Here is a 23,676-nt window from a genome sequence, read left to right on the forward strand (position 1 = left end):
TCCCCCGTCAACGCACCCCGGTATGGCCGAATCCACCCGTTCCCCGCACGCTGTCGGTGAAAGTATCCACCACCTGCAGGCTGACGCGGGCAATCGGCACGACCACCAGCTGCGCGATGCGATCGCCCGGCTCGATGGTGAAGGCCTCTCGGCCACGATTCCAGACGCTGATCAGCAACGGGCCCTGGTAATCGGCATCGATCAGGCCGGTGCCGTTGCCGAGCACGATGCCGTGGCGGTGGCCCAGCCCGGAACGCGGCAGGATCACCGCGCACAGGTGCGGATCGGCGATATGGATGGCCAGGCCGCTGGGCACCAGCGCGGTGTCGCCCGGCTGCAGGGTCAACGCGGTATCCAGCGCGGCGCGCAGGTCCATGCCGGCGCTGGCTTCGGTGGCATAGGCCGGCAGCGGCCAGCTGTCGCCGAAACGCGGATCAAGCAGCTTGACCTGCAGCGGTTGGGAAGTGAAAGCCTGGGTCATGCCTGGAGTCTCCGCGCGATCAGCGCCAGCAGTTGTTCGGCCAGCTCGCGCTTGGAGGTGGCCGGGAATACCTGTTCACCGTCCTGCCAGAAGGCAGTGGCGGCATTGTTGTCACTCTCGAAACCACCGCCGCTGATGCCGACCTGGTTGGCGATCACCAGGTCCAGGCGCTTGTCGACCAGCTTGCCACGTGCATATTTCTCCACGTCGTGGGTTTCGGCGGCAAAGCCGACCACCAGCTTCAGCGACTGTGTCTGCGCGGCAACTTCGGCGAGGATGTCCGGCGTGCGCACCAGCTCGATCACCAGCGACTGGCTCTCGGCGGTCTTCTTCAGCTTCTGCGGCGCGACCTGGCGCGGCGTGTAGTCGGACACCGCAGCGGCACCGATATAGATGTCGGCCGGCAACGACTTCAGCACGGCATCGCGCATCTGCGCGGCCGAGCGCACGTCCACACGCTGCACGCCGGGTGGCGTCGGCAGCTGTACGGGGCCGCTGACCAGCACCACCTGGGCGCCCATCGTCGCGGCGGCCGCGGCCAGGGCGAAGCCCATCTTGCCGCTGCTGCGGTTGCCGACGTAGCGCACCGGATCGATGTCTTCATAGGTCGGGCCGGCGCTGATCAGCAGGCGCAGGCCCTGCAGCGCGCGGGTTTCCGGCGCGGCAACGGTCGCGGCGCTGCTGCCATTGGCGGCCAACGCCGCCACGATGTCGCCGGGCTCGGCCAGACGACCCGGACCGGACTCGCCTTCGGCCAGCGGACCGTCGACCGGGCCGATCACCTGCGCGCCGCGCTGGCGCAGCAGGGCGATGTTGGCCTGGGTGGCCGGATGCAGCCACATGCGGTGGTTCATCGCCGGGCAGATCGTCAATGGAGCGGTGCTGGCCAGGCACAGGGTGCTGACCAGGTCATCGGCATGACCCTGGGCGAGCCGGGCCAGCAGATCGGCGGTACCCGGGGCGACCACGATGCGGTCGGCCCAGCGGGCCAGCTCGATGTGGCCCATGGCCTGTTCGGCGGCGCTGTCCCACAGCGTGGTGCGGGTCGGCTGCCCGGACAGGGCCTGGAAACTGAGCGGAGTGACGAACTGCTGTGCTCCGGCGGTCATCGCCACCTGCACCTGGGCACCGGCGTCGCGCAGGCGCCGCACCAGTTCCAGGGCCTTGTAGGCCGCGATCCCGCCTCCGACGCACAACAGCAGTTTCTGACCTTCCAGCGCGCGGGCCTGCGCGGGGGAAGCGTTGGGGGAGTCAGCCACCTGGAATTCCTGTGCAAACGAGGGCGCTAGCTTACCCGATGGTCGGTAATGTCCCGGTGCAGGGCGCACATAGCGGGCAGCTATCAGCAGATGGAGTCCGCCTCCGTTGACCTGGGATTCACCCGGTATCAGTTTCGGACCTTTCCTATACCTCTACGGGTCTGCGCTTTTGCAGAATCAGGCATTGGCTGCCGCCCGCCGTGGCCTGTTCGACTTTCGAGGAGCCGCGTGCATCCACGCATCATCATCGCCGACGACCATCCCGTGGTCCTGCATGGCATCCGTATCGTGCTGCAGACCCACCTGATGAACATCGTCGGCAGTGCGCGTGACGGCGCCCAGCTGCTGGAGCTGCTCGACAATCACCCATGCGATGCCGTGCTGACCGACCTGTCGATGCCCGGCACCGGCCCGGATGGCCCGGAACTGATCGATGCGCTGCACACCCGCTACCCCGGGCTTCCAGTGGTCGTGCTGACCGGCGCCCGCCATCCCGGGCTGCTTGATGGCCTGCTGCGCGAGGGCGTCAGCGGTCTGGTCGACAAATGCGCCGATTTCTCCGAACTGCCGCAGGCACTGAACGCCGCGCTTGTCGGCCAGGTGTTCGTCTCCCAGCAGCTGCGCCACCATCTGCAGGCCCGCGACCTGCTGTTCCCACGCGAACCGGCGCCGTTGTCGGCACGCGAGCAGGAAGTACTGGACCTGCTGGCGGCCGGCCTCAGCGTGAACGCCGTGGCCGCACGATGTGGGCGCAGCCCGAAGACGATCAGCCGGCAGAAGGCCGAGGCCAAGCGCAAGCTGGGCCTGCAGAACAACCAGGAACTGTTCGACTACCTGCAGACCCGGCGCGACTGAGGCATTGGGACTCAGCTGGCTGAAGCGGCACAACCAGGCGCAGGCAGGACAATGTCCGCCAAGGGCACCTCCGAGGATACCCGCCAGGGAACCTGCTCCTCGCCTCCCTTGCGGTGCCCGACGCCAACCAGCACGCGCCCGTCCGGGCTGACCAGAGAGCCCTGCCAACGGGTATCTTCGGGGAGCTCCACAGGAAGTGCCCGCAGCCAGTCTTGCAGACGGCACACGCCGTTGCTGCGCGTCCAGATCAGTGCCTGATTCGAAAACGGTTCGCTGCCCAGCAGGATTCCGCCCCGCAGATCCATCCACACGATCGACATTGGCTCGGAGCGATCGATCCCTGCGACCTGAAGCGACTGCTCCAAAGCGATCTGACCGATCTGGAGCGTGTCATCCGGCAAGGGTGCAAGCGAGGCGGGGTCGACGTCATTGTTTCGCCACCGGATCCGCATGGGTACCGCGGGATCGCCTGGTTCAGGCCCGTCGACAAAGAAGATGCCATGGACAACAGCCGGATCCGGGTCGAAATGGGTGGGGCGCGTACCGTCGGCTCCTTCAGGCGCCGGAAGAATGCGATAGCCCTCTGCCTCGCTCCACAGGTACGGCTGCTCGCTATCCGGTGAGTGGTAAAGGTACTCCGCCCCACCAACCACTGTCCCATCAGCGTTCATCGCCCTGCCTTGGTGGGATTGACCGATCGGGGTAACCGCAACCAGTTCGCCATCAGGCAGCCAGCGGAGAACCTGCATCGCGGACGAGATCTGGGTCTCCACAAGGAGGATCTGACCGTCCCTGCTGATTGCCCAAGCCGAACTTTCTTCTGCTTCGTTCCGCGGTGACAGCCAACGGACGCCATCCTGGCTGGACCATCGGAATGCCTGCGAGAAGCAGCATCCACGATGGCCAGTCCCCGCCAGTACAGCGCCATCGAAGCTTGCCGCCACGACGGCAACTCCACGGTTGGCCAACGAGGGCAGTTCCTCGTAGGTTGCAACAACGTCCCCAGCCCCCGACGTACCAGGCAGCATCGAGACAGAAAGGATGAGGATCAGGGAAAGTCGCTTCATCAGGCCTCCTGGGCACACCGTGGAAGTCTAGAAGTGGCGGTCGGTGGATCCATTGAAATTTGTTGCAAATCTGCCTGGTAGGCATCGACCGACCCCTCTCATCCCGGTTTCCTGATTTCGGTGGTGGGGACAAACGTCCAAGCTTGGGGCCATGCCCATCCATGACTGGCCCGAACAGGAACGCCCCCGCGAGAAGTTGATCGCGCGGGGGCCCACGGCACTTTCCGACGCCGAACTGCTGGCGCTGTTTCTCGGCTCCGGGTTCGGTGGCCGCGATGCCGTGCAGACCGCGCGCGACCTGCTGCAGGCGCACGGCCCGTTGCGGGTGCTGCTCGACCGCCCCGCCGCTGAACTGGCCCGCCTGCCCGGGCTCGGCCCGGCACGCAGCTGCACGCTTGCTGCCGGGCTGGAACTGGCCCATCGCTATCTGGCGGCCGAGCTGGAGCACGGCGAGGCGGTAGGCAACAACCCGACGGCGGTCGGCCGCTACCTGCAGCACCGGCTGCGTGGCCAGGCCCGCGAGGTCTTCATGGCCCTGTTCCTGGACAACCGCCACCGCCTGATCGCCTGTGAAGAGCTGTTCCACGGCACCATCAACGCCGCCCCGGTCTACCCCCGCGAAGTGGTGCGCCGCGCCCTGCTGCACAACGCGGCGGCGGTGATCCTCAGCCACAACCACCCTTCCGGCGACCCGGAACCCTCCAGCGCCGATACCCGCATCACCGACGAACTGCAGCAGGCGCTGGCAATGGTGGACGTGCGCCTGCTGGACCACTTCGTGGTCGGCGAGGGCCGTCCCGTTTCGTTTGCTGAACGAGGCCTGCTGGCCCAACTCCAGCCCCGCCTGTTCGGCTGAGCGCGGCCCCGCAAGGGCCATCGGCCGCCCCCACTGGCATGTTCTGGTCAGCGTAGGCGCGGGTATCTGCGCTAAAATGGGCGATTCCGCCGCTCATTCTCACAGCAGGCCTCGTGAAAAATCTCCTCCGCGCCCTGATCAGCCAAGGCATCGAAGCCTTGCGCGCCAATGGCACCCTGCCCGCCGACTCCCTGCCGCCGGACTTCGTGGTCGAGCGCCCGAAGACCCGTGACCACGGCGACTTCGCCACCAACGCCGCGATGCTGCTGGCCAAGGCCGCGCGCAGCAATCCGCGCGCACTGGCGCAGGCGCTGGTCGAGGCGCTGCCGCGCAGCGAGGACGTCAGCAAGGTCGAGATCGCTGGCCCGGGCTTCATCAACTTCCACCTGGCTCCGGCCGCGTACCAGCGCGAAGCCGCTTCGGTCATCAAGGAAGCGCACGACTACGGCCGCAACCTGTCCGGCAATGGCCGCACGGTGGGCGTGGAGTACGTGTCGGCCAACCCGACCGGCCCGCTGCATGTCGGTCATGGCCGCGCGGCGGCGATCGGCGACTGCGTGGCACGCGTGCTCGATGCGAACGGCTGGAACGCCAAGCGCGAGTTCTACTACAACGACGCCGGCGTGCAGATCGAGAACCTGGCGCTGTCCACCCAGGCGCGGATCAAGGGCATCGCGCCGGACCAGGACGGCTGGCCGGAAGGTGGCTACCGCGGTGAATACATCGCCGACGTCGCCCGCGCCTACATGGCCGGCGCCAGCGTCGACCTGGAAGGCGGCACCGTGGTCGGCGCCAAGGACCCGGACGACATGCAGGCGATCCGTCGCTTCGCCGTGGCCTACCTGCGCAACGAGCAGAACCTGGACCTGGCCGCGTTCGGCGTCGACTTCGACATCTACTTCCTGGAAAGCTCGCTGTACGCCGACGGCAAGGTTGCTGAAGCGGTCGCCAAGCTGCAGGCCTCGGGCCACACCTACGAGGAAGGTGGCGCGCTGTGGCTGCGCAGCACCGACTTCGGTGACGACAAGGACCGCGTGATGCGCAAGTCCGACGGCACCTTCACCTACTTCGTGCCGGACGTGGCCTACCACCTGTCCAAGTGGCAGCGTGGCTACGAGCGCGCGATCACCGAGCTGGGCGCGGACCACCACGGCTCGCTGGCGCGCGTGCGCGCCGGCCTGCAGGCGATGGAAGTGGGCATCCCCCAGGGCTGGCCGGAATACGTGCTGCACCAGATGGTCACCGTCATGCGCGGCGGCGAGGAAGTGAAGCTGTCCAAGCGTGCCGGCAGCTACTTCACCCTGCGCGACCTGATCGAGGAAGCCGGCCGCGATGCGACCCGCTGGTTCCTGATCGCGCGCAAGCCCGATTCGCAGCTGACCTTCGACATCGACCTGGCCCGCCAGCAGAGCAACGACAACCCGGTGTTCTACGTGCAGTACGCGCATGCCCGCGTCTGCAGCCTGCTGCGCCAGGCGCAGGAGAAGGGCCTGGTGTACGAACAGGGCAACGGCCTGGCCAACCTCGGCCGCCTGGCCGACGACGCTTCGCTGCTGCTGATGAACGAGATCTCGCGGTACCCGGAAGTGGTGGAGGCGGCCGGCGTGGCGCTGGAACCGCATCTGGTGGCGCAGTACCTGCGTGAATTGGCGCACGCGTTCCACACGTGGTATCACGGGACGCCGGTGCTGGTGGAAGATGCCGCCGATCGCAACGCCAAACTGACCCTGGCCTGCGCCGCGCGCCAGGTGCTGGCCAACGGCCTCGAACTCCTGGGCGTCAGCGCCCCGGAAAAAATGTAAGCATCAGGAGACGCAGTACACATGGCAGCACGACGCGGCAAAAACCAGGCACGACGCAACAGCAGCAGCCAGGGCACACCCGGATGGGTGTGGCTGGTCGCTGGCGTGGCGATTGCGGCCGTGGTGTTCCTGGCGGCGCCGAACCTGTTCAAGGGCGAAGGCGATGGCTTCCTGCGCGCCGGTCCACAGCCGAACCCGAACGCGCAGCCGGCCCCGGTCGCTGATGCCGACAGCGATGTCGGCACCCAGCCGGCCGCGCAGCCGGCCACGCCGAAGCCGGCCGAACCGGAAAAGCCGGCCGCCACCCAGTACGACTTCTACACCCTGCTGCCGGGCAAGGAAGTCGAGATGTCCGATGCCGAATTGGCCGCCAGCGCACGTGCCGAAGACCAGCGCCGGGCCAAGGCCGAAGCGCAGCGCGCGCAGGCGGCACTGGAGGGCAAGCCGGTTCCGGCCGCAACCGCTGCGCCGGCACCGACGGCCACCGCCAGCGTGGCCAGCACCGCGCAGGTGACCGCCACCAGCCGTCCGCTGCCGGCACCGCTGAGTGAACGTCCTGCCGCGGCAACGCCGTCGGCCAGCACGGCCCCGACCTCGACCAGCACCGCCGCCGCCACTCCGGCGGCGCGCGCGGAAACGGCACCGGCAACGGCGGGCACCGCTGCCGCACCGGCGGCCACCGACAATGCCCGCTACATCCTGCAGGCAGGCGCCTTCGGTGCCTCCGGCGATGCCGAAGCGACCAAGGCCAAGCTGGCGATGATGGGACTTGCGGCTCGCGTGGAATCAGCACAGATCAACGGCAAGACCGTATACCGCGTGCGCATGGGGCCGTATGGCAGCGCCGGCGAACTGTCCGAAGCCAAGCAGAAGCTGGATGGCACTGGCCTGCAGGCGATGGCGATCAAGGCACAGTGACCTGTCGGGTCTGAATGGAAAAAGCCGGGCATTGCCCGGCTTTTTTTTGCGTTGGTGAAGGCGAGAGCAGCAGTCGAGCATGGGCTCGGCTCTACAGGACGCACGGTACAGGTCAGCCTTCGCGGGCAACCTGGAAGCCGGCAAACGACTGGCTGACCGGCATCAGTTCCAGGCGATTGATGTTCAGGTGCGGCGGCAGGCTGGCCACCCAGAAGATCTGCTCGGCGATGTCCTCTGCGGTCATCGGGTTGGCGCCGGTATAGAGCTTGTCCGACGCAGCCTGGTCGCCATGGGTACGCACCACGGTGAACTCGGTTTCGGCCATGCCCGGCTCGATCGTGGTCACGCGCACGCCGGTGCCGTGCAGGTCCGAACGCAGGCCCAGCGAGAACTGGCTGACGAAGGCCTTGGTGCCACCGTAGGCGTTGCCACCCGGGTACGGGTAGACGCCGGCCACCGACGAAATGTTGATGATCGCGCCCTTGCGCTCCACCAGCTGCGGCAGCAGGTGGTGGGTCAGGGTCACCAGCGCGGTGATGTTGGTGTCGATCATCGTGGTCCAGTCCGACAACCTGGCGCTCTGTGCCGGCGCGGTGCCCTGCGCCAGGCCGGCGTTGTTGACCAGCAGATCGATCTCGCCGAAGGCCGGCGGCAGTGCCAGCAGCGCCGCTTCCATCGCAATCGGATCACGGATGTCGAAGGCGGCGGCATGCACCACGTCCTTGCCGTAGCGCTCGACCAGCGGCTGCAGGCGTTCACTGCGGCGGCCGGTGGCGATCACCTTCCAGCCCGCCTGGGCGAAGCGGTGGACGGCGGCGGCGCCGAAGCCGGACGTGGCGCCGGTAATCAGGACAGTGCGGGTCATCAGGCAACTCCAGGGGGAAAACCAGACCCCCATTCTGGCACCGTCGGCCGGGGGTTGCGTTGCCTGATCGGCCAGATCCGGCCCCGCCTGCCGGGGTGACCGGTACAATTGGGCCATGATCAACAATGATGTCCTGCGCAGCGTGCGCTACTCCCTGGACCTGGGCGACCACCACGTGGTGACCCTGTGCCAGATGGCCGACCCGGCCTTCGCCGTGGATCCCGAACAGGTGAAGGCCTGGCTGCGCCGCGAGGACGAAGCCGGTTTCGAAGCGATGAGCGACAGCGCGCTGGCGCACTTCCTCGACGGCCTGATCGTGCACCTGCGCGGTCGCGACGAGAGCCAGCCGCAGCGTGCGGTGGAAACCCGCATCGACAACAACCTGGTGCTGAAGAAGCTGCGCGTGGCGTTCCAGCTGCGCGACGTCGATCTGATGGAGATCTTCGCCAGCGCCGGTTTCAACGTCTCCAAGTCGGAAGTCGGCGCGCTGTTCCGCCAGCCCGGGCACACCAACTACCGGCGTTGCCTGGACCAGATGCTGCGCAACTTCCTCAAGGGCCTGAGCCTGCGCCTGCGCGGCTGAGCACGGCGTCCACGAACGCCCGTGCCGCGGGCGTCGGCAGCCGTTGCCAGACCAGGTGCACGCGGCGGGTCGGGGTCGGCTGCAGCGGAATCCGTACCACGCCTTCAAAGCCTTCGGCGATCAACGCCGGCACGATGCCGACCGCCAGCCCATGGCGGACGAAGCGCTCGACCAGTTCCATCAGATTGACCTCGAAGCGTACCGTGTGCGGCAGGCCGGCAGCAGCGAACGCATCGTCGGTCTGCCGCCGCGCACCGGTACCGCGCGGGAAGTCGACCAGCGCTTCATCCTGCAGCGTGGTCAAAGGCAACCGTTTGCGCCGGGCCAGCCGATGCGAGGGGGCCAGTACCGCCACCAGGTCTTCTTCCTGCAGCATCCTGTGGCAGACCCCGTCCAGCGCCGCAGAGGGCGCCAACCCCACCAGTGCCACGTCCAGTTCGCGCGACTGCACCTGTGCGATCAGGTCCTCGCTCTTGTCCACCCGCAACTGGAATTCCACCTGGGGATGCACCTGCTGGAAGGCGGCCAGCATCGCCACCACGTCAATGCCGGTCAGCGAGGAAATCTGCCCGATCGCCAGCAGCCCGCGCACCTCGCCGCTCACCGCCGCCACGTCGGCGCGCAGGTGGCGCAGGCTGGCCAGCACCTGGCGTGCGTGCACCAGCAGCGCCTCACCGGCTGCCGTCGCCCGCACCTGCCGCGGCAGGCGTTCAAACAGCGGCGTGCCCAGTTCCTGCTCCAGGTAGGCAATCTGGTGGCTGAGTGCGGACTGCACCACGTGGCAACGTTCTGCGGCACGGGTGAAATTGCCCTCCTCGGCAAGGGCAACGGCAAACTCGAGCTGCTTGAGGTTCACCGAACTATCTCGTTTCCAGATGGCAAGGATGATGATGATTCATTTCCATCATCACTGCAGCAGGCGGACACTGTGCAACCCGCATCCTGGACTGCCACGTGAGCCCCACCCTTCCCCCTCTGCACCGCTGGCAGGTGCTGTTGATGTCGATCGCTACCGGCGTGGCGGTGGCCAGCAACTACTATGCGCAGCCACTGCTGCACACCATCGCCGATGCCTTCGGCGTGCCATTCGGCCAGGTCGGCATGGTGGTCACCGCCGCGCAGCTGAGCTATGCCGCCGGACTGATCCTGCTGGTGCCGCTGGGAGACCTGTTCGAGCGCCGCCGCCTGATCGTGGTGATGAGCCTGCTGTCGGCGGGCGGGCTGGTGATCAGTGCCTGTGCGCCGTCGCTGACCTGGTTGCTGGTCGGCACTGCGATCACCGGCCTGTTCTCGGTGGTGGCACAGGTGCTGGTGCCCTTCGCGGCCACCTTGGCTGCCCCCGAGCATCGCGGGCGCGTGGTCGGCACGCTGATGAGTGGCCTGCTGCTGGGGATCCTGCTGGCGCGCACCGTCGCTGGCCTGCTTTCCAGCCTGGGCGACTGGCGCCTGGTATATGCGATCGCTGCCGGCACCCTGGTACTGACCGCATTGGCGCTGCAGCGCGGCCTGCCGCGTTTCCACCACAGCGCCGGCCTCGGTTACTTCGCACTGCTGCGCTCGATCGGCGTGCTGTTCGTGCAGGAACCGGTGCTGCGCCAGCGCACCCTGCTGGGCGCCTGCAGCTTCGCCATGTTCGCGATCTTCTGGACACCGCTCGCCTTCCTGCTGGCACAGCCGCCCTACGCCTACAGCGACGCCACCATCGGCCTGTTCGGCCTGGTGGGCGCGGCCGGCACACTGGCCGCAGGCCTGGCCGGGCGCATGTCCGACCGTGGCCAGACCGGTCGCGCCACCGCCATCGCACTGCTGCTGTTGCTGCTGTCGTGGCTGCCGCTGGGGTTGTCCGCGCACTCGCTGCTGGCACTGCTGGTGGGCGTGGTGGTGCTGGACCTGGCCGCGCAGCTGCTGCACGTCAGCAACCAGAACCTGATCTATGCGCTGCAACCGGCGGCACGCAATCGCCTCAATGCCGGCTATATGACCGGCTACTTCATCGGCGGTTCGCTGGGTTCGCTGCTCTCGGCACAGGTCTACCAGCGCTTCGGCTGGACCGGCGTCTGCGTGGCCGGTGCTGCCGTGGCCGTGCTGGCGCTGCTGCTGTGGTTGCCCGGCGCGCTGCGTGCACGCCAGGCTTCGATGGCCGGTTAGAAGCTGCCCTGCAGCGCCAGCTCCCATCGCCCACCGGCGTTGCCGGGGAACAGGCGCTTGGCTGCGTTGTCCGTGTCATGCACGGTGGCACGCAGCTCCCACGCCGGCGTCAGCGTGGCAATGGCACTGAGCTGGCCATGCAGGTAATCCGGCCCCTGCGCGGTGGCCAACCAGTACTGGCCCACCGCCGCTTCCAGACGGAAGCGCTCGTGCAGCGGCACACGCACACCGAGCTGGGCATAGGTACCACGATGGCCACCGGCCAGCGCATCGTTGGAGTGCGCGACCTGCAGCCAGGCGCGCTGCTTCCAGGTCAACGTGGTGTTGAGTTCGGTCCAGTCCAGCGCGCGGCCCGTGCCCGGATACAGGTAGCGCGTCAGGTTGGCGTCCAGCGTCCAGTCCGTGGCCAGCGCGCCCGACCAGCCTGCGACCAGATCGAATTCGCTGCGCGCGCCGTTGTCTGGCCTGAACGAAACGTTGGACCCCCACACGCTGGCGTACCAGCCCGATGCCACCGTGACCTTCGCGCCCGCCTGTACGGCCGGGTCGCCATCGCTCTGCGAGCTGCCACGCCACACGTAATCACTGGTCAACGCCATGCTGCCGCTCACCTGCGCCTGTGCCTGCGCACTGCCAATGCCGAGCAGCCCTGCCAGCGCGGCCACTACCGTCGCCATAGTCCCCTTGCTGTTCACTGCACTGTTTTCCTCGTCGAAGGCGGTCTGACCGCCGGGACGGCAGTGTCGGGGGCGTAGCCGTAACGGATCGAGGGTGCTGCCCGGCCCGCAGCGCAAATTCGGCGTAAATCCGGCAGACCGGGGCCGGGAACCACCGGCGGGGTATCATGGCGCCTTGTTCAAAGGGACCAACTGCGTGGACGCCATCCTGACTCCGGTATCGATCGGCGAGCTGATCGACAAGATCACCATTCTCGAGATCAAGGCCGAGCGCATCGACGATGCCGCCAAGCTGGCCAACGTGCGCACCGAGCTGGATGGCCTGCTGCCGTTGCTGCAGCAGCAGCTGCAGGCACAGCCGGCACTGGCCGCGCTGAAGCAGCAGCTGAAGGCGATCAACGAGCGCATGTGGGACATCCAGGACCAGCTGCGCGACAAGGAAGCGGCCCAGGTGTTCGACGATGCATTCATCCAGCTGGCGCGCGGCGTCTACGGCACCAATGGCGAGCGCGTGCAGGTGAAGAACGAGATCAACCGCGTGGCCGGTTCGGCACTGGTGGAAGAGAAGCAGTACCAGGGCGAGTAAGACCGCTCATCCGCATTCGAGCAGATGCCGGATGCGGAACAGTTCACTGTCACTTTGGATGCCCAGTTTTTCGTAGGCCGTGCGCTTCTGCGTGCTGACCGTACTGGCCGTGCGTCCGAAGCGCCGTGCGACCTCGCCGGTGGTGCAGCCCTGCAGAACCAGCCGCAGTACCTCGCGTTCGCGTCGGCTCAAGGGCGTGAGCACGGGCGCGGAGGGGCGCCGAAGCCGCGATCGGCTCAACTGCGTGCGCACTTCCGGAGGGACGAAGCGGCCACCACGCGCCAGCACATCGACCGCACGCAGCAGCATTTCCGGCGTGGCGCACTTGGACAGGAATCCGCGCGCACCGGCCTGCATGGCCATGGTCACCGTGCTGGCGTTGCAGTGGGCAGACAGCACCAGCACTGGCAACAGCGGCCAGCGCTGCGACAACCGCCGCAGCAGGGCCAGGCCCTGCCCGGGGCCCCAGGGCGCCAGGGCGCCAGCACATCGATCAGCAACAGGTCGATGCAGCCCGGCTGACGATCCAGCAACGCAAGCAGCTCGGCTTCGTCGGCGAAGCTTCCGCACACCTGCATGCCGCCATGCTGGCGCAGCACCACCTCCACCCCCAGACGCAGCACGGGATGCGGCGCCAGCATGGCCAGGCAGCGGGGCTGAGCGGGGGGCAGAGCGGGAACGACAGGCGGCATCGTGCGGATCCGGCGGTACGAAGTACCCACCGTAGGCCGGCCCCGGGGACAGCGGAATCCAATTTATTGCAACGCAGCAAGACGACCCGACCACGCTCAGCTGCGGTTTCGGGTCGCTACAACGCAACAGGCCCGGCGTGGGCCGGGCCTGTCGAGGCAACTTCAGCGCGCAGGCGCGCCGAGGAAGCAATTACCAGCTGAAGCGCGGGCCGACGGTGTATTCCTTGTCGCCGTGGCGGTTCATCTTCAGCTCGCCGTTCAGGCCCCAGTTCTGGTTCAGCTTGACCTGACCACCCAGGCGGCCGTACCACTGGCCGTCGATGTCGACGCCGTGCTTCTTGGCGTAGTCTTCGTAGCCGACCATGCCGTAGACCTCGGCGTGGGCACCGAAGGCGGTGCGGATACCGGCTTCAGCGCTGTAGCCGTTGAAGTCCAGGCCGTGCTTGCGATCGAACTTCTGGTAGGCAACGCGGGCAACGAAGTCGGTCGACGGAGCGATTTCGACGTTGTAGCCGGCACCGACCTTCCACTGGTCAACCTTGATGTTGGTGTGGTCGACTTCCTGACGGCTGTATTCACCGAACGCGTGGAAGTTCGGCAGGAAGCCGTAGGAACCCTTCACGCCCCAGCCGTCAGCCTTGATGCCATCGACGTCGGTCTTGGCGTAATCGGCTTCAGCGTAGTTGTACGACAGGTTCTCAGCAGCCGAAGCGGTGAACGGCAGGGCAGCGGCCAGAGCCAGAGCAATCAGCGAATTCTTCATGGGGGTACACCTTTACTTTCTTATGGTCTGCAGCAGCGCCAGGGCGCCATCGCATCGGAAATGTAAATTCTCCGTTATCCGCCACAACGCTCCCTGAAAACAGCCGTCTTCGCATTGCTGAATTTTTGGGCTTGATTCAGGCTCTTTCTGGCATACGCGCGCCGCGCGCGTGCATTTGTGAGTCGTCGTCGATTGCAACAGGAGGTTGCCTTGCACGTTTCCGATCCGCTGCTGATGCCTGTCCGCGCCGCACTCCTGGCCTGCGCTGCCCTCCTGTTTCCGATCCACGCTGCGCACGCGCAGCAGGCGGCTGACTACCAGCGCGCCGAACGCGTGCATGACAGTCATCTGCGCGGTGCGCTGCGCAATGCTTCGGTCCTGCCCCACTGGCTGGCCGATGGACGCTTCTGGTACGAACGCGAAGACGTGCAGGGCCGGCGCCAAGTGGTACTGGTCGATCCGGCAAAGGCCAGCCGTCAGATCCTGTTCGAGCCTGCCGCACTGGACGCCGCGGTTGCGCCCCTCGGTGCCAGCGGACCGCGCCTGCGCCTGGCCAGCGTGCAGCTGGCGGACAGTGGCCTGCGCCTCCGGCTCAGTGGAGAGCTGCCCGTCGACTGCCGATGGCCGCGCTGGGAATGCACGCGCTCGCAGGATCCGCAGCCACCGGCCAACGCATTGCCTTCGCCTGCTGGCGATGCGTGGCTGCAGGTCCGCGACAACAACCTGTGGCTGCAGTCGCCCGCAACGCCAGCACGTGCGCTGACCACCGGTGGAGAATCCAGCCATGGCTATGGCGTACTGCCCGACTTTGCCCTGCGGGGTATTCCGCGCCGTCAGGGCCGGTTGCCGGTACGACCGTTCGCGGTCGGCTGGTCACCGGATGGCCGCTACGTGGCCGGTATCCGCTATGACGAACGTGCACTGCTGGACTACCCCTATCTTGAAAGCACGCCGGCCAGCGATGCGCGCCCTCGCGTGCATACCGTGAAGCTGGGCGTGCTGGGCGATGCGCAGCAGGTGCGCGACAGCCTGTATGTGATCGATATCCTCAGCGGCAGGCAGCATGACATCGCGCTGCCCGAGGGCTGGAACACGCTCAGCGAGGCCGGCATCCTGGGTTGGGACGGTGATCGGTTATATGCCGTGATCGCGCACTTCGACACACCGCGCAAGCTGCGCCTGGTGGAGATCGATGCAAACAGCGGTGCATTGCGCACCGTTCTGGAAGAAGCCAGCGACACTCGCCTGCAGCTCAACGTGTATTCCTACAACCGGCCCGCGGTGGCCATCCTGCCCGGGCGGGACACCGCGGTGTGGTTCTCGCAGCGCGATGGCTGGGGCCATCTGTACCGGGTGCGCCTGTCCGATGGCAAGGTGCTGCGCCAGCTCACCCGCGGCAAATGGGTGGTGCGTGACCTGCTGGGTGTGGATGCTGCGGGTGGCTGGGCGTACTTCAGCGCCGGCGGCGTCCACGGTGGCGACCCCTACCTGCGCGGCCTGTACCGGGTATCGCTGCAGGGCGGTCCGATCCAGCGCCTGGCCGCCGATGGCAACGATCACATGGCCGATGCCGGTACCGGCGCGCTGTTCGGCGGGCGCCCCCCACAGGCGCTGTCGCCTGGCGGTGGCTATCTGGTGGATACCGTCTCCCGTCTCGACCAGCCACCACGCACCGTGCTGCGGGCCAGCGATGACGGCCGTGAAGTGATGGTGCTGGAAACAGCCGATGACAGCACGATCGTTGCTGCCGGCTGGCGCGCACCACGGCGCGAGCGCCTGCTGGCCGCCGATGGGCGCACACCGATCTTCGCCACCGTCTACCTGCCCCGTGGCTATCGCGATGACGGCAACTTCCCGGTGATCGACGCGATGTACGGTGGTTCCTTCATCAGCAATGCGCCGGTGACCTACGCCGAGGCCGTGTCTGCCTTGAACCCGGTGGCACGTGCCAGCCTCGCCGAACTCGGCTTCATGGTGGTCAGCATCGATGCGCGTGGCACCGGCGGCCGCGACAAGGCGTTCCATGACAGCAGCTTCCTGCAGGGCGCCGATGAGCAGCTGGATGACCATGTGGCTGCACTGCGCCAACTGGGCGAACGCTACCCGGGCATCGACCTGCAACGGGTCGGCATCTATGGGCATTCGTTCGGCGGCTATAGTGCAGCACGTGCCCTGCTGCGCTATCCGGCGTTCTACAAAGTGGGCGTGGCCTCGGCCGGCAGCCACAATTTCCAGGGCATGTACGGCGGCGCCTTGCACGGCATGGACCGGCTGTTCGGTGGCGTGCTGCCAGCTACGGCCATGGCCGATGGCGTGCCGGCGCCCTTTGCCGGGCTCGACAATGCGGCACTGGCCGGCAACCTGCGCGGGCATCTGCTGCTGGTCTATGGCGAACTGGACGAGAACGCGCCACCGGCGCTGACCCTGCAGCTGGCCGCCGCCCTGAACAAGGCCCAGCGCAGCTACGACCTGCTGTACCTGGCCCGGCAGGACCACGAACTGTTCCGCAACGACGCTACCTACACGCACCGCATGTGGGACTACTTCGTGCGCCACCTGGCCGGCCAGCAGCCACCGGATACAGTGCTGGCGCCGCTGCCCGGTGGCCCGGGCTGAACAGGCGCACACAGGCTGTCGATCCACGGCGCCCTGGTTCGTCGGGTACTTGAAGGCCGTGCATGTGGCGCGGTCCAACCGGAGGCAGGCAATGAGCTACATCGATGGTTTCGTCCTGGCGGTGCCCACCGCCAACAAGGAGAAGTTCCTCGCCCACGCACGCACGGGTGATCCCGTTTTCATCGAGTACGGCGCGCTTCGCGTGGTCGAGTGCTGGGGCGATGACGTACCGCACGGCAAGACCACCGATTTCTTCGGTGCGGTGAAAGCCACGCCGGATGAGACGGTTGTGTTCTCCTGGATCGAATGGCCGGACAAGCCGACCCGCGACGCCGGCATGGCGAAGATGATGGAAGACCCGCGGTTTGATCCAACGAAGAATCCGATGCCGTTCGACGGCGCGCGGATGATCTACGGCGGCTTCGTGCCGATCTACGAACTGACGCGCTGAACCGGGCGGACGTGCTCAGCGCGCGTCCGTTTCATCGCTGGCAGCAACATGGCCGGCGCCCAGAGCGGCGCCGGCGCCGAGGCCCATGCCCCCCATCCCGGCGCCCATTCCGCCACCTCCACCACCACCCGCACGACCGCCCTTGGCGTCACCGTCGCTGCGGCCCTTGCTGCCACCGCTGGCACCAGGCCGGGTCGGCCCTTGCGGGGGGATCTGCAGATCCGTCGGGATTGGCGCAAGATCCAGCGCCTCGCGCACGAAGTCGCGCAGCGAGACCACCAGTTCGTGGGTATGCACCGGCCGCCCCTGTGCCAGCTCGTTGGCGGCACGCGTGGCCAGCCGCACCTGTTCGTCGGTGCCCAGCAGCAGGATGTCCGACAGCGCGGCCTCGACGGCATCGCGGATGCGGCGCGCGCGGTCCGAACGCGGCTCGGCGATGCCGTCGGCCCCTTCGCGCTGGCGCAGGTCGCGCCGATGGCTGGGATCCACCCCCAGTTCGCCGGTGAACGAACCGCCCAGGGTCTTGTAGGCCGCCATCAGCGTGCGCAGCCGTTCGTTGATCTGCCGGTTCTCGCGCTCGCGGCGCTGCTGCAGGGTCTGCATGACAAGCAGGCGGATGCCCACGCCCAGCAGGGTGATCAGGACCAGGCCGGCCAAGGTGGACAGCACGCCCTGCCAGGAACTGAAGTCGATACCACGCATGCCTGGAGGCTCCGGTGGGAAGAATCTGCATCTTGCCCCAGACCCTGTCCCGGAAACGCGAAAGGCCCCACCACCCGATGGGTGGCAGGGCCTTCGGTCAGGGCGCGATTACTTGCGCTTGGCGACCTTGCGCACGGCCTTGGCCGGTGCCTTCTTCGCGGCAGCCTTCTTGGCCGGCGCCTTCTTGGCGGCAACCTTCTTCAGCGGTGCAGCCTTCTTGGCGACGACCTTCCTGGTCGCGGCGACCTTCTTGCCGACAACCTTCTTGGCAGCAGTGGTCTTCTTGGCAACGGCCTTCTTGGCCACAGCAGCCTTCTTGCCGACAACCTTCTTGGCGGCGGCGGTCTTCTTGGTGGCGACCTTCTTGGTGGCGGCAACCTTCTTGCCGACAACCTTCTTCGCAGCCACAGCCTTCTTGCCGGCGACCTTCTTGGCAGCGACGGTCTTCTTGGCCACAGCCTTCTTGGCGGTGGCGACCTTCTTGCCGACAACCTTCTTGGCGGCCGCGGTCTTCTTGGCAACGGTCTTCTTCGCGACGGCGGCCTTCTTGGTAGCGGCCTTCTTCACGGTGGCGACCTTCTTGCCGGCAGCCTTGGTGGCGGCCTTGGTGGCCTTCTTGGCAGCGGCGGCCTTCTTGGTCACAGCCTTGCCTGCAGCTGCCTTCTTCTTGGCCACTTCCTTCTTCAGGGCAGCGGCTTCGGCCTTGGCGTTCTTCTTGGCGGCTTCCAGCTTCTTCTTGGCCTTGGCAACGGTCTTGCCGACCGACTTGGCAGCCTTTTCAGCCTTCTTGGCCACGGTCTTCTCGACCTTGGCCACGGCCTTCTTGGCCTTGGCAACGCGGGTACCGGCAGCCTTGGTGGCGCGCTTGACGGTCTTCTTGACCGACTTCACTGCGTCTTCGGCAGCGTGGGCGATGGTCTCGCCAACGTTGGTGGCGGTTTCTTTGACGTTCTCGACGGCGTCGGTCACGACCGACACACCATTACCGTTGCTCATGTTGCCCTCCTGCGGGCCTTAAGTATCAAAACGGGGCGATGCTATACCGACATTGACGATCGTGGAACGGGGCATGCGCCAGCAATCGCATCTGCTGCGACGACGATGGTGTAGTCGACCACCCCCGTCGGTGCGGCGGGTTTTCAGGAAACCCCTTTTTTTAAGGACTGTGCCACGCCAACCACCGGGTTGATCGACGCCGCCGCGCATGCCTGCGCACGTGCAGCGACAGGCATGCGTTGTGGCGCAGTGCGGCACCTCCCTGCGCGGAACTGCGCAAGTATCCGACTGTGTCCGCGCGGCGAAGGGTGGCTTTCAGAGGTGTCCTGATCACCTCGCTGGGTGTCACCGCGGATCCGGTGCCCGGCTCCGGACCCACCGTTCGCGCAAGTGTTTTTCATGGCGCATTTATCCAGATCGCGACACACTCATTCAGCTTGTTTTACCGTAGAGCCGAACCGCCCCCATTCCCGCCTGCGAACCGACCCCCATGCGACCGCTACCTACCCTGCTCACGCTCGCAATCGCCGCCGCCTTCGGTGGTTTCGTTGCCACCGGCATCAACGCCCACCTGGACAACCGTGCCGATGCCGCGCCGCTTCCAGCGGTAGTGCCGACCATGGCGGCACTGCCAGCCGCAGTGGCCGGGCAGCAGGTTCCGTCACTGGCGCCCATGCTGGAGAAGGCGATGCCGGCCGTGGTCAGCGTCAATACCAAGCAGGTGGTGCGCGTGCGCAACCCCTTCTTCAACGACCCGTTCTTCCGGCGCCTGTTCCCGGACATCCCGCAGGAGCGCATCAACGAATCGCTGGGCTCGGGCGTCATCATCGACGCCAAGGAGGGCCTGGTGCTGACCAACCACCATGTCATCGACAACGCCGACGACGTGCAGGTGACGCTGGCCGACGGGCGCACGGTCAAGGCCGAATTCCTCGGTTCGGACCGCGATACCGACATCGCGCTGATCCGCATTCCGGCGCAGAACCTGACCGACATCAAGCTCGGCAACAGCGACCAGCTGCGGGTGGGCGACTTCGTGGTGGCCATCGGCAATCCGTTCGGCTTCAGCCAGACGGTCACGTCCGGCATCGTCTCGGCGGTGGGCCGCAGCGGCATCCGCGGGCTGGGCTACCAGAACTTCATCCAGACCGACGCGTCGATCAACCCGGGCAACTCGGGTGGCGCGCTGGTCGACCTGCAGGGCCAGCTGGTCGGCATCAACACGGCCAGCTTCAACCCGCAGGGCAGCATGGCCGGCAACATCGGCCTGGGCCTGGCGATTCCCTCGAACCTGGCGCGCAGCGTGGTCGACCAGCTGGTCAAGCACGGCGTGGTGGTGCGCGGCACGCTGGGCGTGGAGAGCCAGAACCTGACCGCGCAGATCGCGCAGGGGCTGGGCCTGGGCGAAACGCGTGGTGCGCTGATCACCCGCGTACTGGCCGGTTCGGCCGCTGCCGCAGCCGGGCTGAAGCCGGGCGACGTGGTGGTCTCGGCCAACGGCCAACGCGTGGACAGCGCCGAAGCCCTGCACAACGTCGAAGGCCTGGCCGCGGTCGGCAGCCCGATGACGCTGGACGTACGCCGCGAAGGCAAGCCCGTGCAGATCAAGGCCACGCTGAAGGAACAGGCGCGTGCGGTCACCGGCGAGAGCCTGGACCCACGGCTGACCGGTGCCACCTTCGTCGACCTGCCCGAGTCGCTGCGGCAGTCGGGTGTCGGCGGCGTGCTGGTCAGCGAGGTCAAGCGTGGCAGCCGCGCGGCCACCAACGGCCTGCAGCAGGGCGACATCATCACCGACGCCACCGTGGGTGAATTCGCCGACCTGGCCAGCTGGCGTGCCAATTTCCAGCAGCGCCCGCCGACCCTGGTGGTACGCGTGCTGCGCAACAATGGCCAGCAGCAGGGCCAGCTCGTGATGCGCTGATCGCCCTGCCGTAACACCCCCTATACCCCGGCAATGCTATTGCTGTCAGTCCAGGTCGGCACCGCCGACACCCGTTCCCCCATCGCAACAGGAGTGATTCGATGAGCCCCACCAATACCGAGAACCTGAAGGAACACCTGGGTGAAGCCGGTTCCCACCTGAAGCAGGCCGCCAGCGCTGCCGGCGGTGCGATCAAGGGCGCAACCGGTGCAGCCAGCGACGAACTGCGCATCGGCAAGGCCAACGTCAAGGCGGAACTGTCCGACAGCGCGCTGTCCGGCCTGGCCGCTGCCGAATTTGGTGGTGCCGCCGCCAAGGAGCAGGTCGACGCGTTGATGGACAAGGGCAAGGATCTGATCGACAGCGCCGCCGAGTTGATCCGTGAGCGTCCGCTGGCTTCGTTCGGCGTCGCCTTCGCTGCCGGCTGGATCATCGCCAAGCTGGCCCGCGGCAGCAGCGACAAGTAAGCCGCAGCGTGAGCGAAGACAACACGCAAGCGCCTGATCCGGCGGCCACCCCGCCGCTGGATGAGAGCATCCGCCAGGTCGGCGCGGCCGGTCGTGCCGCTGCCGATTCGGCCAAGCACACGGTGCGTTCACTGCGCCGGCTGGCCTCGGCCGATTTCGCGCTGGCACGCAGTGCGTTCGGTCGTGCGCTGGCCTGGGCCGGCGTGGCGATCGTATTTGGTGCCTCGGCGTGGCTGTTGATGGCCGCCACCCTCATCGCGCTGCTGCAGAGCTGGGGCCTGAGTTGGCTGCAGGCCCTGCTGATCACCCCCCTGCTGAGCCTGGCCGTCACCGGCTATGCGATCTGGCGGGTGTCCTACTTCTTCCACCACACCGGCATGCACGCCACCCGGCGCCAGCTGTCTCGCCTGGGCCTGTTTGACGAACCCAGCGAAGACGACCCCGATGCCGGCGTGCAGCTGCCCGAGGGCAAGCCATGAAGTTCGGCGCGTTGCAGCGGCGGGTAAAGCGCTGCGAACAGGTGGTGACCGTGCGCCTGGGCGAGACCCAGGACCACTGGTCCACGCTCAGCCAGGTCTGGCGACAGGGTTGGTCGCCGCTGCGCATCGTGGTGGTCGGCCTGGCCGGTGGCTTCATCGCCGGCAAGCTGGAAGTGCCGGGCAAGGTCAACGGTGCCCGCTGGCTGCAGATGGTCGGTTCGGTCTCGAACCTGTTCGCCAGTGCACAGGCCGCGTTCGCCACGGCGATGGCGGCGCAGGCCGCGGCCACTGCCGACGATGCGGCCGAGGAAGCTGACGAGGCCAGCGAACAGGCACAGGCGGCAACGTCGGCGACCGCCGAGCGAGCTGCGCCGGCAGCGCGCCCCGTGTCCGAACCGGAACTGCGCGAACCGCGGCCGGCCGAAGCGGCCACCGAGCTGTCCGAACGTTGATGCATGTAATCCGCCGCGCCGATCGCGGCCGGCGGATAATGCGCTCCCCTTTCCGGTTGATGCGTCGATGAGCGAGTCCCTCCTGTCCCCGTCACCGGCCGACCCCGGGCAACCCGAAGCACCGCTGCCCCCGCCGTCGCGCCCGCGCGGACCGATGTCGCTGGTGGTGCTGGCGACCCTGGCAGTGGGCTACACGCTATGGGCGGCGCAGGACATCATCCTGCCGGTGCTGCTGGCGATGTTCTTCGCGCTGGTCGGCAATCCGATCCTGCGCCTGCTGCAGAAACTGTGGATTCCGCGTGCACTGGGTGCGCTGCTGATCCTCGGCGCCGGCCTGGGTGTGACCGGTTCGCTGGCCGTGCAGCTGATCGGCCCAGCGATGGAATGGGCACAGGAAGCCCCGCAACAGCTGCGCAAGGTGGCCCGCCAGGTGCAGGACCTGACCAAGCCGGTGCAGCAGGCGAACCAGGCGGCTGAAAACTTCGCCCGCGTGGCCGGTGGTGACAGCAACCACAAGGTGCAGGTGATCCGCACCCAGCTGGACGATCCGTATCGCATGCTGACCCGCGCGCCGCGGCTGGCTGCCTCGGTGCTGGCGGTGGTGCTGCTCACGCTGTTCTTCATGATCTATGGGCAGAGCCTGCAGCGCGCGGCCATCGCCCTGTTCCCCAACCGCCAGCAGCAGCGCTTCACCAGTGACATCCTGCGTTCGATCGAGCGCGAGGTCTCGCGCTATGTGCTGACCATCAGCGTGATCAATACGCTGGTCGGGTTGGTGTTCGCTGGCGTGCTGATGCTGTTCGGCATCGGCCTGCAGGAGGCACTGCTGTGGGGCACGGTAGCGGCGTTGCTGAATTTCGCCCCGTATGTCGGCCCGCTGATCGGCGTGGCACTGATGCTGCTGATGGGCTTCGTTGAATTCCGCGACCCGCTGCAGGCGCTGCTGCCAGCCGCCGCCTATCTTGCCCTGCATACCCTGGAAGGACAGATGGTGACCCCGATCGTGCTGGGCCGGCGCATGAAGCTGTCGCCGCTGGTGCTGATCCTGGCACTGATGGTGTTCGGCTGGGCCTGGGGCATGATCGGCCTGCTGCTGGCAGTACCCCTGCTGGTCTGCATCAAGCTGGTGCTGGCGCGGCTGGACGGCATGCAGGGCTGGGCACGGCTGCTGGAATGAGCCAGCCTGAAGACAAGTAATGCGGCCACAGGAGCAGGAGCAAGGGCATAACTGGCAGACGACCTGCGCTGACCCGGCCCTGGCTGCCCCGCCCGCCGCGCCGCATGAAAGCCCGCGCGGGCAGGGGTAGAATGGCGGGGTGAATTTCCCCGTCCAAGCCATCACCCTCGACCTTGACGACACGCTGTGGCCGTTCGCTCCGATCGGCGCCCGCATCGAACAGGTCCTGCACGCGTGGATGTGCGAACACAGCCCCGCTACCGCCGCGATGTATCCGGTGGAGGCGATGCGCGAACTGCGCGAACGGCTGTACCACGCCCATCCGCACCTCCACCACGACCTGAGCGCGCTGCGCCGGCTGACCCTGCACGAAGCACTGCACAACAGTGGTGCCAGCCTCGACCTGCTGGAACCGGCGTATGAAGTGTTCTACGCCGCGCGCAACCAGGTGGAGTGCTATCCCGATGCGATCGATGCGCTGGCGCGCATTGCCGCACGGGTACCGGTGGCGGCGCTGAGCAACGGCAACGCCGACCTGGAGCGGATCGGCCTGGCCCATCATTTCGCCTTCCAGCTGGGTTCGCGCGAACACGGCGCGGCCAAGCCCGAAGCCAGCATCTTCCATGCCGCGTGCACCCGCCTGGGCGTGGCACCGGCACAGGTACTGCACGTCGGCGACCATGCCGACATGGACGTGGCCGGGGCGATCGCTGCTGGCCTGCGCGGCTGCTGGATCAACCGCGACGCAGCCACCTGGACCCATCCGCAGCTGCAGCCGGACCTGCAGTTCGACACCCTTACCGGCCTGGCCGACTGGTTGGACGCCAACCTCGACGCCGCCGCACCCCGGAGTATCTGAC

Annotated in this window: 24 protein-coding genes and 1 pseudogene; 15 read left to right on the forward strand and 10 right to left on the reverse strand. The window is 67.1% G+C overall.

Features of this window, described 5'->3' with window-relative positions; translation table 11 throughout:
- Positions 1 to 7: 7 nt before the first annotated feature.
- Together dut and coaBC are read right to left on the reverse strand one after the other, a co-directional pair.
- Positions 8 to 481: a dUTP diphosphatase gene (gene dut / locus EZ304_RS18995; protein WP_005411999.1), complete on the reverse strand. Its 474-nt coding sequence runs from the start codon at positions 479 to 481 to the stop codon at positions 8 to 10.
- Positions 478 to 1,740 (reverse strand): bifunctional phosphopantothenoylcysteine decarboxylase/phosphopantothenate--cysteine ligase CoaBC, encoded by a 1,263-nt coding sequence (gene coaBC / locus EZ304_RS19000; RefSeq protein WP_142807864.1) that lies wholly within the window; start codon positions 1,738 to 1,740, stop codon positions 478 to 480. Before coaBC ends, dut begins: the two co-directional genes overlap by 4 nt.
- Positions 1,741 to 1,968: 228 nt before the next feature.
- Here coaBC and EZ304_RS19005 point away from each other — a divergent pair, with 228 nt between their 5' ends.
- Positions 1,969 to 2,595: a response regulator transcription factor gene (locus tag EZ304_RS19005; protein WP_099551473.1), complete on the forward strand. Its 627-nt coding sequence runs from the start codon at positions 1,969 to 1,971 to the stop codon at positions 2,593 to 2,595.
- A gap of 11 nt (positions 2,596 to 2,606) precedes the next feature.
- Here EZ304_RS19005 and EZ304_RS19010 read toward each other — a convergent pair whose 3' ends face one another.
- Positions 2,607 to 3,662: a hypothetical protein gene (locus EZ304_RS19010; protein WP_142807865.1), complete on the reverse strand. Its 1,056-nt coding sequence runs from the start codon at positions 3,660 to 3,662 to the stop codon at positions 2,607 to 2,609.
- 151 nt (positions 3,663 to 3,813) lie between these two features.
- Between EZ304_RS19010 and radC the strand changes: the two genes are divergently transcribed.
- From radC to EZ304_RS19025, 3 genes are all read left to right on the forward strand, one after another.
- Complete coding sequence (radC, locus tag EZ304_RS19015; protein WP_142807866.1) at positions 3,814 to 4,518, forward strand: RadC family protein; 705 nt, start codon at positions 3,814 to 3,816, stop codon at positions 4,516 to 4,518.
- A 113-nt stretch (positions 4,519 to 4,631) separates the two neighbouring features.
- Positions 4,632 to 6,320 carry an arginine--tRNA ligase gene (gene argS / locus EZ304_RS19020; protein ID WP_142807867.1) on the forward strand — a complete coding sequence of 563 codons (1,689 nt, stop codon included), beginning with the start codon at positions 4,632 to 4,634 and terminating at the stop codon, positions 6,318 to 6,320.
- A gap of 21 nt (positions 6,321 to 6,341) precedes the next feature.
- On the forward strand, positions 6,342 to 7,238 hold the full coding sequence (locus EZ304_RS19025) for an SPOR domain-containing protein (RefSeq protein WP_142807868.1): 897 nt from the start codon (positions 6,342 to 6,344) through the stop codon (positions 7,236 to 7,238).
- A gap of 112 nt (positions 7,239 to 7,350) precedes the next feature.
- Here EZ304_RS19025 and EZ304_RS19030 read toward each other — a convergent pair whose 3' ends face one another.
- Positions 7,351 to 8,103: an SDR family NAD(P)-dependent oxidoreductase gene (locus EZ304_RS19030; RefSeq protein WP_099551477.1), complete on the reverse strand. Its 753-nt coding sequence runs from the start codon at positions 8,101 to 8,103 to the stop codon at positions 7,351 to 7,353.
- 115 nt (positions 8,104 to 8,218) lie between these two features.
- Between EZ304_RS19030 and EZ304_RS19035 the strand changes: the two genes are divergently transcribed.
- Positions 8,219 to 8,686 (forward strand): DUF1456 family protein, encoded by a 468-nt coding sequence (locus EZ304_RS19035; protein ID WP_005411992.1) that lies wholly within the window; start codon positions 8,219 to 8,221, stop codon positions 8,684 to 8,686.
- On the opposite strand, the gene EZ304_RS19040 is transcribed toward EZ304_RS19035, so the two are convergent.
- Complete coding sequence (locus EZ304_RS19040; protein ID WP_142807869.1) at positions 8,655 to 9,542, reverse strand: LysR family transcriptional regulator; 888 nt, start codon at positions 9,540 to 9,542, stop codon at positions 8,655 to 8,657. The genes EZ304_RS19035 and EZ304_RS19040 overlap by 32 nt on opposite strands.
- Positions 9,543 to 9,685: 143 nt before the next feature.
- Between EZ304_RS19040 and EZ304_RS19045 the strand changes: the two genes are divergently transcribed.
- Positions 9,686 to 10,834, forward strand: a complete 1,149-nt coding sequence (locus tag EZ304_RS19045; protein WP_278252695.1) for an MFS transporter — start codon at positions 9,686 to 9,688, stop codon at positions 10,832 to 10,834.
- Here EZ304_RS19045 and EZ304_RS19050 read toward each other — a convergent pair.
- Positions 10,831 to 11,529 (reverse strand): TorF family putative porin, encoded by a 699-nt coding sequence (locus EZ304_RS19050; RefSeq protein ID WP_134528448.1) that lies wholly within the window; start codon positions 11,527 to 11,529, stop codon positions 10,831 to 10,833. The two genes, EZ304_RS19045 and EZ304_RS19050, sit on opposite strands and share 4 nt — an antisense overlap.
- A 178-nt stretch (positions 11,530 to 11,707) precedes the next feature.
- On the opposite strand from EZ304_RS19050, the gene EZ304_RS19055 reads away from it, so the two are divergent.
- Positions 11,708 to 12,097, forward strand: a complete 390-nt coding sequence (locus EZ304_RS19055) for a DUF6165 family protein (RefSeq protein ID WP_046984111.1) — start codon at positions 11,708 to 11,710, stop codon at positions 12,095 to 12,097.
- A 6-nt stretch (positions 12,098 to 12,103) separates the two neighbouring features.
- On the opposite strand, the pseudogene EZ304_RS19060 reads toward EZ304_RS19055, so the two are convergent.
- Together EZ304_RS19060 and EZ304_RS19065 are read right to left on the reverse strand one after the other, a co-directional pair.
- A pseudogene (locus EZ304_RS19060) lies at positions 12,104 to 12,789 on the reverse strand (response regulator transcription factor).
- Positions 12,790 to 12,979: 190 nt separating this feature from the next.
- Positions 12,980 to 13,552 (reverse strand): Ax21 family protein, encoded by a 573-nt coding sequence (locus EZ304_RS19065; RefSeq protein ID WP_005407747.1) that lies wholly within the window; start codon positions 13,550 to 13,552, stop codon positions 12,980 to 12,982.
- Between the two features lie 210 nt (positions 13,553 to 13,762).
- Here EZ304_RS19065 and EZ304_RS19070 point away from each other — a divergent pair, with 210 nt between their 5' ends.
- Both EZ304_RS19070 and EZ304_RS19075 read left to right on the forward strand, forming a co-directional pair.
- Complete coding sequence (locus EZ304_RS19070; RefSeq protein WP_142807870.1) at positions 13,763 to 16,168, forward strand: S9 family peptidase; 2,406 nt, start codon at positions 13,763 to 13,765, stop codon at positions 16,166 to 16,168.
- Between the two features lie 91 nt (positions 16,169 to 16,259).
- A complete protein-coding gene (locus EZ304_RS19075) occupies positions 16,260 to 16,619 on the forward strand; it encodes a DUF1428 domain-containing protein (protein ID WP_099551483.1) in 360 nt (119 codons plus the stop codon).
- Between the two features lie 15 nt (positions 16,620 to 16,634).
- On the opposite strand, the gene EZ304_RS19080 is transcribed toward EZ304_RS19075, so the two are convergent.
- Both EZ304_RS19080 and EZ304_RS19085 read right to left on the reverse strand, forming a co-directional pair.
- Positions 16,635 to 17,321 carry a hypothetical protein gene (locus tag EZ304_RS19080; RefSeq protein ID WP_142807871.1) on the reverse strand — a complete coding sequence of 229 codons (687 nt, stop codon included), beginning with the start codon at positions 17,319 to 17,321 and terminating at the stop codon, positions 16,635 to 16,637.
- A gap of 108 nt (positions 17,322 to 17,429) precedes the next feature.
- Positions 17,430 to 18,317: a histone gene (locus EZ304_RS19085; protein WP_142807872.1), complete on the reverse strand. Its 888-nt coding sequence runs from the start codon at positions 18,315 to 18,317 to the stop codon at positions 17,430 to 17,432.
- Between the two features lie 490 nt (positions 18,318 to 18,807).
- Here EZ304_RS19085 and EZ304_RS19090 point away from each other — a divergent pair, with 490 nt between their 5' ends.
- The 6 genes from EZ304_RS19090 to EZ304_RS19115 all read left to right on the forward strand — a co-directional run bounded on the left by EZ304_RS19090 (position 18,808) and on the right by EZ304_RS19115 (position 23,675).
- A complete protein-coding gene (locus tag EZ304_RS19090; protein WP_099551486.1) occupies positions 18,808 to 20,241 on the forward strand; it encodes a Do family serine endopeptidase in 1,434 nt (477 codons plus the stop codon).
- Between the two features lie 101 nt (positions 20,242 to 20,342).
- Entirely contained in the window at positions 20,343 to 20,708 is a 366-nt protein-coding gene (locus EZ304_RS19095) for a hypothetical protein (RefSeq protein ID WP_099551487.1), read from the forward strand.
- An 8-nt stretch (positions 20,709 to 20,716) separates the two neighbouring features.
- Complete coding sequence (locus EZ304_RS19100) at positions 20,717 to 21,187, forward strand: phage holin family protein (RefSeq protein ID WP_142807873.1); 471 nt, start codon at positions 20,717 to 20,719, stop codon at positions 21,185 to 21,187.
- Positions 21,184 to 21,639 carry a protein sip-5 gene (locus EZ304_RS19105; protein ID WP_099551488.1) on the forward strand — a complete coding sequence of 152 codons (456 nt, stop codon included), beginning with the start codon at positions 21,184 to 21,186 and terminating at the stop codon, positions 21,637 to 21,639. Before EZ304_RS19100 ends, EZ304_RS19105 begins: the two co-directional genes overlap by 4 nt.
- A 67-nt stretch (positions 21,640 to 21,706) precedes the next feature.
- Positions 21,707 to 22,816, forward strand: coding sequence for an AI-2E family transporter (locus EZ304_RS19110; protein WP_099551489.1), 1,110 nt, complete (start codon positions 21,707 to 21,709; stop codon positions 22,814 to 22,816).
- A 139-nt stretch (positions 22,817 to 22,955) separates the two neighbouring features.
- Positions 22,956 to 23,675 (forward strand): HAD family hydrolase, encoded by a 720-nt coding sequence (locus EZ304_RS19115; protein WP_099551490.1) that lies wholly within the window; start codon positions 22,956 to 22,958, stop codon positions 23,673 to 23,675.
- Position 23,676 lies beyond the last annotated feature (1 nt).

Origin of the sequence: Stenotrophomonas maltophilia, assembly GCF_006974125.1 — a bacterium.
Lineage (GTDB): Bacteria > Pseudomonadota > Gammaproteobacteria > Xanthomonadales > Xanthomonadaceae > Stenotrophomonas > Stenotrophomonas maltophilia_O.